The 12080-nt window shown below is 59.0% G+C and carries 11 protein-coding genes; 7 read left to right on the top strand and 4 right to left on the bottom strand.

What is annotated here, in order from left to right; genetic code table 11:
- Positions 1-108: 108 nt before the first annotated feature.
- The 7 genes from ACJ8PN_RS03455 to sanA all read left to right on the top strand — a co-directional run bounded on the left by ACJ8PN_RS03455 (position 109) and on the right by sanA (position 7614).
- Entirely contained in the window at positions 109-1176 is a 1068-nt protein-coding gene (locus tag ACJ8PN_RS03455) for a sugar ABC transporter substrate-binding protein (RefSeq protein WP_442534616.1), read from the top strand.
- A 131-nt stretch (positions 1177-1307) separates the two neighbouring features.
- Positions 1308-2522: an MFS transporter gene (locus ACJ8PN_RS03450; RefSeq protein WP_442534615.1), complete on the top strand. Its 1215-nt coding sequence runs from the start codon at positions 1308-1310 to the stop codon at positions 2520-2522.
- 138 nt (positions 2523-2660) lie between these two features.
- Positions 2661-3068, top strand: a complete 408-nt coding sequence (locus ACJ8PN_RS03445) for a CidA/LrgA family protein (RefSeq protein WP_442534614.1) — start codon at positions 2661-2663, stop codon at positions 3066-3068.
- Complete coding sequence (locus ACJ8PN_RS03440; protein WP_171453647.1) at positions 3065-3760, top strand: CidB/LrgB family autolysis modulator; 696 nt, start codon at positions 3065-3067, stop codon at positions 3758-3760. The genes ACJ8PN_RS03445 and ACJ8PN_RS03440 overlap by 4 nt, the downstream gene beginning before the upstream one ends.
- 137 nt (positions 3761-3897) lie before the next feature.
- Positions 3898-4782, top strand: coding sequence for a cytidine deaminase (cdd, locus tag ACJ8PN_RS03435; RefSeq protein WP_442534613.1), 885 nt, complete (start codon positions 3898-3900; stop codon positions 4780-4782).
- Positions 4783-5003: 221 nt separating this feature from the next.
- Positions 5004-6701: an NAD-dependent malic enzyme gene (locus ACJ8PN_RS03430; RefSeq protein WP_004938945.1), complete on the top strand. Its 1698-nt coding sequence runs from the start codon at positions 5004-5006 to the stop codon at positions 6699-6701.
- Between the two features lie 169 nt (positions 6702-6870).
- Positions 6871-7614: an outer membrane permeability protein SanA gene (sanA, locus tag ACJ8PN_RS03425; RefSeq protein ID WP_351106516.1), complete on the top strand. Its 744-nt coding sequence runs from the start codon at positions 6871-6873 to the stop codon at positions 7612-7614.
- Positions 7615-7740: 126 nt separating this feature from the next.
- Here sanA and ACJ8PN_RS03420 read toward each other — a convergent pair whose 3' ends face one another.
- The 4 genes from ACJ8PN_RS03420 to mglB form a co-directional block, all read right to left on the bottom strand.
- Complete coding sequence (locus ACJ8PN_RS03420; protein ID WP_049299825.1) at positions 7741-8133, bottom strand: tautomerase family protein; 393 nt, start codon at positions 8131-8133, stop codon at positions 7741-7743.
- A gap of 231 nt (positions 8134-8364) precedes the next feature.
- Positions 8365-9375: a galactose/methyl galactoside ABC transporter permease MglC gene (gene mglC / locus ACJ8PN_RS03415; protein ID WP_004938953.1), complete on the bottom strand. Its 1011-nt coding sequence runs from the start codon at positions 9373-9375 to the stop codon at positions 8365-8367.
- An 11-nt stretch (positions 9376-9386) separates the two neighbouring features.
- Positions 9387-10895, bottom strand: a complete 1509-nt coding sequence (gene mglA / locus ACJ8PN_RS03410) for a galactose/methyl galactoside ABC transporter ATP-binding protein MglA (RefSeq protein ID WP_004938959.1) — start codon at positions 10893-10895, stop codon at positions 9387-9389.
- A 99-nt stretch (positions 10896-10994) separates the two neighbouring features.
- The gene (gene mglB / locus ACJ8PN_RS03405; RefSeq protein ID WP_004938962.1) at positions 10995-11987 is read right to left on the bottom strand and encodes a galactose/glucose ABC transporter substrate-binding protein MglB; all 993 of its coding nucleotides are present in this window, start codon (positions 11985-11987) and stop codon (positions 10995-10997) included.
- Positions 11988-12080 lie beyond the last annotated feature (93 nt).

Raw genomic sequence — 12080 nt, 5'->3', positions numbered from 1 at the left:
CGCATCCGGTTATGATGCTCCGAAACCCAAAATAGACGTCCAGACAGAAAGACTGCTATAACAGACCTTCACCGGGATCGTTTCCCTGCTTTTTTGGAGCCTATAATAATGAAAAACCTCAAGACTTCGCTGCTCGCCCTCAGTCTGCTGGCCGCCCTGCCGCTGCAGGCGGCGGAAAACGCCGCCGTGCCGGCCGCCATCGCTCAACATCAGGGGCCGGTGCGCATCGCGGTGATCCGCAACCTCGGATCCGACGACAACACCACGCAATTTTTGGCGGGCGCCATTCAGGAAGGGCGCAAGCTGGGCTTCAAGGTGGACACCTTCCTCAGCAACGGCGACGACGCGCGTTTTCAGGACTTCGTCAACCAGGCTATCAGCCAGAAATATGACGGCATCATTCTCTCGCAGGGGCGGGCCCCCTATTCCACCGACCTGGTCAAGCGCATCGCGGCGGCCGGCATCGCCGTCGCGGCTTTCGATACCGACGTCAGCGGCCACGTTCCCGGCGTCACCGTCTCGCAGCAGGACGACGCTTCGCTGGCTAACGCCTCGTTCGGCCAGTTGGTGAAGGATTTCAACGGCCAGGCCAACATCATCAAACTCTGGGTGGCAGGCTTCCCGCCGATGGAGCGCCGCCAGGCCGCTTACCAGCAGTTGCTGAAACAGCATCCGGGCATTCACGAGCTGGAATCGATTGGCGCGGTTTCATCCGACGTGCAGGGAGATACCGCTAATAAAGTGGGTGCGGTGCTGGCGAAATACCCGAAAGGCAAGATTGACGCCATCTGGGGCACCTGGGACGCTTTCACCCAGGGCGCTTACAAGGCGTTGAAAGAGAACGGCCGCACCGAAATCAAACTGTACAGCATCGATATCTCCAACCAGGATTTGCAGCTGATGCGCGAGGCCGGCAGCCCATGGCAGGTCAGCGTGGCGGTGGATCCGAAGCTGATCGGCGCGGTCAACCTGCGCCTGGTGGCCAACAAGATCGCCGGGGAAAGCACGCCGGACAGCTATCAGTTCAAAGCAGCGGTCATTCCGCAGGCGCTGCTGCTGGCGCAGCCGGGGCCGGTTAACGTCGCCGGGCTGGCGAAGATCATCCCCGGCTGGGGCACCAGCAGCGATTTCGTTCAGCCGTGGTTCGCCACGCTGCAGGCCGAACACGGTAAATAATGCTGTTTTTGACGAGGCTGCCGACGCAGCCTCTGTTTTTAAACTAATTATCGGCTTTCCCCTTCCGTCCTCGCCAAAATGCGCTATGTTATCTGCATCGCCCAATAACTGTATGCATAGACAGGCCTCGAATGAAGGGATTCCCCCCGCTGATCAACGTACTGCTGGCCAGTTCGCTGGTGTTGACCATCGGCCGCGGCGTTACGCTGCCGTTCATCACCATCTACCTCACCGAACATTTCCATCTGCTGCCGAAGAGCGTGGGCGTGATCCTGGGCGTCAGCCTGACCCTCGGCATCATCGCCAGCCTGTACGGCGGCTATCTGGTGGACAAATTCAGCAAAAACCGCCTGATCCTGCTGTCGATTTTATTGTTCGCGCTGAGTTTCTTCGCCATTCCCTGGATCCCGCGCCCAGGCGGTGTGATCGTGGTGCTGGCGATCCTGCATACCTGTTATTCGGTGTTAAGCATCACCATAAAGGCCTGCTTCGCCGACTGGCTGCCGGTCGAGCAGCGCATCAAGGCTTTCTCAATCAACTACACGCTGGTCAACGTCGGCTGGGCGATCGGCTCTGCGCTCGGCGTTCTGGTGGCCGGGCTTAGCCCGCTGCTGCCGTTTTACCTGTCGGGCGGGTTGGCGCTGGCGACGGTGACGGCACTAAGCCTGCGCTTGCGCGGCCGGGAACAGCGCCCGACAACAACCGCCGCCGCACCGGCGGCACTCCCCAACTTCCGTCAGACGCTGACCATCTTGCGAAACGATCGGCGGCTTATCTACTTCACCCTCGGCAGCACCCTGGGCGCCGTGGTGTTCGGTCAGTTCACCGGCTATCTGTCGCAGTATCTGATCACCGTCTCCAGCGCCGAGTTCGCCTACAAAATCATTGGGTTGGTGATGATCGTCAACGCCGGCATCGTCATCGCCCTGCAATACCTGATCAGCCGCGGCATGCGCCAGGAAAACATGCTGCGCTGGCTGGTGCTGGGCACGCTGTTTTTCATCGTCGGGCTGCTCGGTTTCATGGCGGCCGGCCAGGCGGTCTGGCTGTGGCTGGCGGCGATGGCGGTGTTTACCCTCGGTGAAATCATCGTTATCCCGGTGGAATACATGTTCATCGACTTTATTGCGCCTCCGCACCTGAAAGGCAGCTACTATGGAGTACAAAACCTCAGCGCGCTGGGCGGCGCCATCAACCCGGTGCTGTGCGGGGTGCTGCTCAGCTATGCCGCGCCGCCGTTGATGTTCGTGATGCTGATCGTCGCCGCCCTGCTCAGCCTGCTGTTTTTCTTCCTCGGCCACCGGCTGGCAGAACACACGGCGGCAGCCGCCGAAGACGTACGCTGATCCCGCAGGCAACGGCCTATACGGGCTGTCAACCCGCCGCTCGGGCATAGCACCCATAGCGAGAATTCATGGTGCGATCTGTGGCATGGCTCACAGTTTAATTGTATGATGAATACATCAGTTAAACGGGAAAAGACAATGGCCAACGTGTTCACACTGTGCTGGAAATACCTGAGGGCCCTGCTCCTTATTTACCTGTGTCTGTTCGTCGGCAACACGGTGGCGGCGCTGCTGCCGTTCGCCATTCCCGGCAGCATCATCGGCATGCTGCTGCTGTTCGCCCTGCTCTCTACCCAGATTATGCCGGCCAAATGGGTCAAACCCGGCTGCCATTTGCTGATCCGCTATATGGTGCTGCTGTTCGTACCGATCGGCGTCGGGGTGATGAAATACTACGACCAGATCGTCGCGCATCTGGGCCCGCTGGTTATCTCTTGCCTCATCAGCACGCTGATGGTGTTGGTGGTGGTCGGCTATACCTCACACTATTTTCATCGCGAGCGCCGCATCGCCGGCAAGCCCGACGACACGGAGGGCAATTCATGAACCATGAAATCTGGTGGTCGTTGCCGCTGACGCTGGCGGTCTATTTCGCCGCGCGCTGGCTGGCGCGCAAGCTGAATATGCCGCTGCTCAACCCGCTGTTGGTGTCCATGGCGGTGATCATCCCGCTGCTGCTGCTCACCGGTATTCCCTATGAACGCTACTTTCAGGGCAGCAAAATCCTCAACGATCTGCTGCAGCCGGCGGTCGTCGCGCTGGCCTTCCCGCTCTATGAGCAGCTGCACCAGATCCGCGCGCGCTGGAAGTCGATTATCGCGGTGTGCTTCATCGGCAGCCTGACCGCCATGATCAGCGGCGGCGCCATCGCCCTGTGGCTGGGCGCCACGCCGGAAATCGCCGCCTCTATCCTGCCGAAATCGGTCACTACGCCGATCGCCATGGCCGTCGCGGACTCGCTCGGCGGCATTCCGGCGATCAGCGCAGTCTGCGTCATTTTCGTCGGTATCCTCGGCGCCGTGTTCGGCCATACGCTGTTCAATCTGTTGAAAATCACCACCCACTCGGCGCGCGGCCTGGCGATGGGCACGGCATCCCACGCGCTGGGCACCGCACGCTGCGCCGAGATGGACTACCAGGAAGGTGCTTTCGGCTCGCTGGCGTTGGTGATCTGCGGCATCATCACCTCGCTGCTGGCACCGTTCCTGTTCCCGGTGCTGCTGCGCCTGTTCGGCTGAACAGGGTGAAACTTGCGATACATCTCGCATTTATGTATTTCATTGCATTAATTTCATCAATTAAGAGACATTAATCACACTTTAATGTCTCTGGCCTGCCTAGAATGTTATCCCGTTAACCCGTAGAGAGACTTTCTATGCACCCGCGTTTTCACACCGCTTTCAGCGCACTGCCCGCGACACTGCAATCCGCCCTGCGGCCCTATCTGGACGCGCCAGACTTTCCGGCGATGTTCACGGCCGAGCAAGCGGCGGCGATCCGCACAGGCTGCGGGCTGGACGATGATGCGCTGGCATTCGCGCTGCTGCCGCTGGCGGCGGCCTGCTCGTTAACCCCGATATCGCACTTTCACGTCGGCGCCATCGCGCGCGGGCAAAGCGGCAACCTCTATTTCGGCGCCAATATGGAGTTCAGCGGCGCGCCGCTGCAGCAAACCGTGCATGCAGAGCAGTGCGCGGTTACCCATGCCTGGCTGCGCGGCGAGCCGGCGCTGGCCTCGGTCACCGTCAACTACACGCCGTGCGGCCATTGCCGCCAGTTTATGAATGAACTGAACAGCGGCGGCGAGCTGCAGATCCGTCTGCCGGGCCGCGCACCGGCCACGCTGGCGGACTATCTGCCGGACGCCTTCGGCCCGAAAGATCTGGATATCGCTTCGCTGCTGATGGACAAGGTCGATCACGGCCACCGGCTGGCGCTGGACGATGCGCTGGCGCAGGCGGCGCTGGCGGCGGCCAATAAGAGCCATGCTCCGTACAGCAACGCCCACAGCGGCGTAGCGCTGGAAACGCAGGACGGCAGCCTCTACGCCGGCCGCTATGCGGAAAACGCCGCCTTCAACCCTAGCCTGCCGCCGCTGCAGGCTGCGCTGATCCTGCTGAACCTCTCCGGCGGCGATTGCCTGAACATCCGCCGCGCCGTGTTGGCCGAGCCGCAGAAGGCGATCCTCAGCCAGTGGGACGCCACCCGCGCCACCCTGGCGGCGCTGGGCTGCCAGAACGTCAGCCGCGCCGCCTTCTAAGCGCGCCACGGCGGGGCCATCCGGTTCCGCCGTTAACAGCCCCGCCCGCCAAATACAATGCCCCAACGCCGCCAGAGACACTTTCTTTAGTTAAAAAATCATTTGATTGTCGATAATTACGCCAACCTGGTTCATCATCTGGCAACAAATGCTGTACATCTTCTCTTTATCTCTTAGGATCGTCGGCAATAAAGTTATCTGATACGTGAAGAGTAAAACTGATGGAACTAGAATACGAAAGCAAACGCCCGCTCTATATCCCTTACGCCGGCCCGATTCTGCTGGAATTTCCGCTGCTGAACAAAGGCAGCGCTTTCACCGAGGAAGAACGTAGCCACTTCAACCTGCACGGCCTGCTGCCGGAAGCGGTGGAGACCATCGAAGAACAGGTGGAACGCGCCTACCGTCAGTATCAGGATTTCAAGAACGATAACGATAAGCACATCTATCTGCGCAACATCCAGGACACCAACGAAACCCTGTTCTACCGTCTGCTGGACTCGCACCTGAGCGAGATGATGCCGATCATCTACACCCCGACCGTCGGCGAGGCCTGTGAACACTTCTCCGATATCTACCGCCGCGCGCGCGGGCTGTTCATCTCCTACCCGAACCGCGATCGCATCGATGACATGCTGCAAAACGCCACCAAGCAGAACGTCAAGGTGATCGTGGTCACCGACGGCGAGCGCATTCTCGGCCTGGGCGATCAGGGCATCGGCGGCATGGGGATTCCAATTGGCAAGCTGTCACTGTACACCGCCTGCGGCGGCATCAGCCCGGCCTATACCCTGCCGGTAGTGCTGGACGTCGGCACCAACAACCCGCAGCGCCTCAACGATCCGCTGTACATGGGCTGGCGCCATCCACGCATCTCCGGCGAGGAGTATCACGCCTTCGTCGAAGAGTTTATTCAGGCGGTCAAACGCCGCTGGCCGAACGTCCTGCTGCAGTTCGAAGACTTCGCGCAGAACAACGCCACCCCGCTGCTGAACCGCTACCGCGACGAGATCTGCTGCTTTAACGACGACATCCAGGGCACCGCCGCGGTCACCCTCGGCAGCCTGATCGCCGCCAGCCGCGCCGCCGGCAGCCAGCTGCGCGATCAGACCGTCACCTTCCTCGGCGCCGGTTCCGCCGGCTGCGGCATCGCCGAGCAGATCATCGCGCAGATGAAGTCCGAGGGGTTGAGCGAAGACGAAGCGCGCGCCCGCGTATTCATGGTTGACCGCTTCGGCCTGCTGACCGACAAACTGCCGAACCTGCTCGACTTCCAGAGCAAGCTGGTGCAGAAGAGCGACAACCTGGCCGGCTGGGAAACCGCCAGCGACGCCATCTCGCTGCTGGACGTGGTGCGCAACGCCAAGCCGACCATTCTGATCGGCGTGTCCGGCCAGCCGGGGCTGTTTACCGAAGAGCTGATCCGCGAGATGCACAAGCACTGCGAACGCCCTATCGTGATGCCGCTGTCCAACCCGACCTCGCGCGTGGAAGCCCGTCCGGAAGACATCATCAACTGGACCGACGGCGCCGCCCTGGTGGCGACCGGCAGCCCGTTCGCGCCGGTAAGCTACAAAGAGCAGCTGTACCCGATCGCCCAGTGCAATAACTCCTACATCTTCCCGGGGATCGGTCTGGGCGTGCTGGCCTCCGGCGCCACTCGCGTCACCGATGCCATGCTGATGGCCGCCAGCCGCGCACTGGCGGACTGTTCGCCGCTGGCTACCGACGGCCACGGCGCGCTGCTGCCGAATATCGACGATATTCAGGGCGTGTCGAAGTGCATCGCCATGGAAGTGGGTAAAGCCGCCCAGCTGCAGGGCGTGGCGATCGTCACCTCCGAAGATGCGCTGTCGAAAGCCATCGAGCACAACTTCTGGCGGCCGCAGTACCGCAGCTACAAGCGCACCTCGTTCTGAATGGTGAGCTGAAATGACCCAGCCCGGCTCCGCCGGGCTTTTTTGTGCGGCAAAACCGCCGAAAAATGCGGCGGCGCGCGTGCTTCAGGCGGTTCGCGTCTTGCGTCGGTCGGTCAGGTAAAGTAGCCTTGATCCATCTTTTTCAGCCCGGCGCGCGTAAGGCAACAACATGTGGAAACGCCTGATCATCAGCCTGTTCATCATCATTGCGGTGTTGATGGGTTCGGCTATTGCGCTCGATCGCTGGATCAGTTGGAAAACCGCGCCTTACGTCTACGACGAACTGCAGGAATTGCCGCATCGCCAGGTCGGCGTGGTGCTCGGCACCGCTAAGTATTACCGCACCGGGGTGATCAACCAGTATTACCGTTACCGCATTCAGGGAGCGATCAACGCCTATAACAGCGGCAAGGTGAAATACCTGCTGCTGAGCGGCGACAACGCCCAGCAAAGCTATAACGAACCGATGACCATGCGGCGCGATCTGATCGCCGCCGGCGTGGCGCCGAGCGATATCGTGCTGGACTACGCCGGCTTCCGCACCCTGGATTCCATCGTGCGCACCCGCAAGGTGTTCGACACCAACGATTTCATCATCATCACCCAGCGCTTCCACTGCGAGCGCGCGCTGTTCATCGCCCTGCACATGGGCATTCAGGCGCAGTGTTACGCGGTGCCGTCGCCGAAGGACATGATGACGGTGCGCGCCCGCGAGATCTTCGCCCGCCTGGGCGCGCTGACCGATCTGTATATCCTCAAGCGCGAGCCGCGCTTCCTCGGCCCGCTGATCCCGATCTCCGCCATGCACACCGTGCCGGAAGACGCCCAGGGCTATCCCGCCGTCTCGCCGGAGCAGTTGGTGGAACTGGAGCACAAGCTGAAAGAAGAGAAGCAGAAAACCAAACAGCCTTAGTCATCCGGCAGAGGGTTTTACACGCGCCTCGGCAATACGCTAAAAGGGCGTATTATCCGAGAGAAAACACAGTGTTAACGAATACCGGATGATTTGCGTAAAGCGCTCTCTACGTACGCTGACAGCTTATTGCGGCATTGAAAGCGGGGATGCCCTTCTGCCACCGCCGAATGAACTATTCAAACGGTCCAATTCAATGAAGAGGACCATCAGATCATTGCTGTCCAGTCCAATCAGGGCGAGTTCCTGTACCAGTGATTGCAAGAGCAAATGTTTGCGGGCATCAGGGGAACCAGAGGAAAGCATGGCTTCAATCAACACGAAGTTGGCGCTGCGGGGGGAATCCAGGTCAGGATAAGTGGGATCCACATATAAATCGTCTTCCTCAAGACGGATAAAGCGCTGGAATTGATCGTTCGCAGGATAGCCGGTTTTTACTACCGCCGCGTGAATAGCTGATGAAATTCTTTTCTTATCAAGCGTATTACGACTTTTCAGCGTAATGGTAAATACAGGCATAGTTTGCTCCCCGGAAACGGTAGGTAAAACAAGTTTACTGACTTCATACCGCGTTGGTAGCCCGAAAACTGTGTCACGCTGTAACCAATCCAGCCTAAGATCAGGCGATATCCCGAGATACCTCGCCAACCATTGCCAAATAATGCCTTATTATTTTGCCTGGCACCGTACAGCGCCCCAACGTAACAAGGCCGGCAATAGGCCGGCCTTGTTGTCTGTACTGCGGTAAACCTACTTCTTCTTGGCGTATTTCAACGAGTCCAGCGCCACGGCGAAGATGATGATGCTGCCCTTGATGATGTACTGCCAGTACGGGTTAATACCGATATAGGTCAGGCCGTAGTTGATGACGGTAAAGATGATCACCCCGGTCACCACGCCCCACACCGTACCCACGCCGCCGGCGAAGGAGACGCCCCCCACCACGCAGGCGGCGATGGCGTCCAGCTCATACATAAAACCGAGGTTGTTGGTGGCGCTGCCGATGCGCCCCGCTTCCAGCAAGCCGCCGAAGGCATAAAACACGCCGGACAGCGCATAGATCATGATCAGGTTCAGCGGTACGTTAACGCCGGAGACCTTGGCCGCTTCCGGGTTGCCGCCGATGGCGAAGATGTTCTTGCCGAAGCGGGTCTTGGTCCACAGGATCCAGACGAAAATGATGGCAATCAGCGCGTAAAAAGTAATGTACGACAGCTTAAAGTCGCCGAAGCGCAAAAAGCCTTGGGCAAAGGTGGAAAACTTCGGATCAAAGCCCGCGACCGGCGACGCGCCGACCGAATCGTAATACAGCGAGTTGATGCCGTAGACGATGATCATGGTGCCCAAGGTGGTGATGAACGGCGTCACGTTGAGATAGGCGATAATCAGGCCGTTAACCAGGCCGATCACCGCGCCGACCGCACATACCAGCAAGATGACCAGGGGAATCGACCAGGTTTCCATGTGCGGGAACACCTTGTTGACGTTATCCATCGATTGCAGCAGCGTGGCCGCCACCACCGCCGCCAACCCCACCTGCCGCCCGGCGGACAGGTCGGTGCCCTGGGTGACGATCAGCCCCGCCACGCCCAGCGCGATGATGATGCGCACCGAAGACTGCGTCAGGATGTTGCTCAGGTTCATCAGGCTGAGGAAAGTCGGGTCCTGAATGATGATGATGGCCAACAGCACCAGCAACACCACGTAAATGCCGCCTTCCTTGAAATAGGTAAATAAGGTTTTTTTATTTAGCGCGTTCATAATTCCGATCCTTAAAGGTGCAGGGAGGCGAGACGTAAGATTTCATTTTGCGAGGTCTGCTTGGTGTTAACGATGCCCGCAACCTGACCATTGCTCATCACCAAAATACGGTCGGTGATCCCCAACAGCTCCGGCATTTCAGACGAGACGATAATGATCCCCTTGCCCTTTTTCGCCAGCTCGGTCATCAGCTGATAAATCTCGAACTTGGCGCCCACGTCAATGCCGCGCGTCGGTTCATCCAGCATCAGGATCTCCGGCTGCGTCAGCAGCCAACGGCCGATGATCACCTTCTGCTGATTGCCGCCGGACAGCGAGCCGATATGGGTGTGATGCCCCGGCGTTTTCACCCGCATGGCGTCGATCACCCATTGGGTGTCGCTCTTCATCCGTGCGTTATCCAGCAGGCCGAGCTTGTTTTTATAATTGCGGATATTGGAGATAAGCGAGTTGAAACCCACGTCGAGGTAGGCGTAAATCCCGGTGGATCGGCGCTCTTCGGTCACCAGCGCGAAACCGTGGTTGATCGCTTCGTTGGCGCTGTGGTTGTCGATCGCCTTGCCGTGCAGCTTGATAGTGCCCGCCACCTTCTCGCGAATGCCGAACAGCGTCTCGACGATATCGGTGCGCTTGGCACCCACCAGCCCGGCGATGCCGAGGATCTCGCCCTGGTGCAGATCGAAGGACACATCGCGGATCGAAGGCTGGCGCAGCGACGTCAGATTCTTCACCTCGAGGATCACCTCACCCGGCGTGTTCTGCCTGTCGGGGAAACGCTGGCTCAGCGAGCGGCCGACCATCATGGCGATGATCTTGTCCATATCCAGCCCTTCCAGCGGCTGGGTGGCGATCCACTGGCCGTCGCGCAGCACCGTTATCTCGTCGCACAGCTGGAAGATCTCTTCCATCTTGTGCGAGATATAGACGATGCCGCAGCCGCGCTCTTTCAGCTTGCGGATGATGGTGAACAGGTGATTGACCTCTTTCTCCGTCAGCGAAGAGGTCGGTTCATCCATGATGACGATTTTGGCGTCGTAGGAGAACGCCTTGGCAATCTCGATCATCTGCATCTGCGACACCGACAGGTTGCCCACCTTTTCGCGCGGGTTGATGTCGATATCCAGCTCGTCGAAGATCGCCTGAGTGTCTTTGAACATCTTGTCCTGATCGACGAACAGGCCTTTGGTCGGGTAGCGCCCCAGCCACATGTTGTCCATCACGGTGCGTTGCAGCACCAGGTTCAGCTCCTGATGCACCATCGAAACGCCGTGTTCCAGCGCTTCCTTCGAGCTCTTGAAATCGATTTCCCGGCCCTGAAATACAATGCTGCCGCTGTCTTTTTTGTAAATGCCGAACAGGCATTTCAACAACGTCGATTTCCCCGCGCCGTTCTCCCCCATCAGGGCGTGAATCGAGTGCGGACGGACGCGTAAATTGACATTGTCCAAGGCTTTGACGCCGGGAAATGACTTACAGATATCCGTCATTTCCAGCAAAAATTCGCGTGAGCTATCGGCCATAAATACACCTGGCGTAACGATCTTGCAGTCGTAAACATCCCCGCCGGCGGTATCCCTGGTGTTGGCGCCGCAGGCGGGGTCTTAGCGGGATCTCAATTCTTATTTAACAAACTGAGACAGGTTGTCTTTATCTACGCCGACGTAAGGAATACGCACGACTTTATTTTCGATTTTATATTGGGTGCCTTCGGTGGCCGGCTTGCCCGCCGCCAGGTTTTTCGCCAGCTCGAAGGTGGCCTTCGCCTGGTTGTCGGCGTCGTTCAGCACCGTGCCCGCCATCGCGCCGGATTTCACCAGCGCCAGCGCTTCAGGCAGCGCATCGACGCCGAACACCGGAATACTGGTCTTGTTGTGCGCTTTCAGCGCTTCCACCGCCCCCATCGCCATGGCGTCGTTGTTGGCGATCACCACTTCGATCTTGTTGGCGTTCGGGCCGGAGAGCCAGGCATCCATCTTGTCTTTCGCCTGCGCGGTATCCCACATCGCGGTATCCATCTGCAGCTGTTGGGTCTTGATGCCTTTCTCGTTCAGCGTTTTCACCACGTAGGTGGTGCGCGCTTCGGCATCCGGGTGGCCCGGCTCGCCCTTCAGCAGCACGAACTGGATCTGGCCGTCTTTGTTCAGATCCCAGGCCGGGTTGGCTTGCCAGTGTTTGGCGATCAGTTCGCCCTGGATCACGCCGGATTCTTTGGAATCGGTGCCGACGTAATATGCCTTGTCATAGCTGTCCAGCGCCTTGCGGGAAGGTTCTTTGTTGTAGAACACCACCGGGATATCGTTTGCGCGCGCCTTATCGATAACCACCGGCGCAGCGGCCGGGTCGACCAGGTTGATCGCCAGCGCTTTCACGCCCTTGGCCAGCAGCACGTCGATCTGATCGTTCTGCTTGGACTGGTCGTTCTGCGAGTCATTCATCAGCAGGGTAACGTCCGGTGAAGCCTTGGCGTCTTTCTCGATCGCCTTACGCACCACCGACATGAAGTTGTCGTCGTATTTGTAAATCGTGACGCCAATACGGGTATCAGCATGGGCTGCGGCGCCAAACATCATGGCAGCGGCCATGGCGGCCAGGGTGAAAACCTTCTTATTCATTGTCAGTCTCCGGTTCTGTGTAGGGTATTACTCGTCTTTGAGCCAATGGTCACCGGCAGTGCGTACACCCCAGGCCTGGCGATTTCCACTCAA

Source organism: Serratia sp. CY76391 (assembly GCF_052166695.1).
GTDB lineage: Bacteria > Pseudomonadota > Gammaproteobacteria > Enterobacterales > Enterobacteriaceae > Serratia > Serratia nematodiphila.
This window is presented reverse-complemented; position numbering and strand designations above follow the sequence as displayed.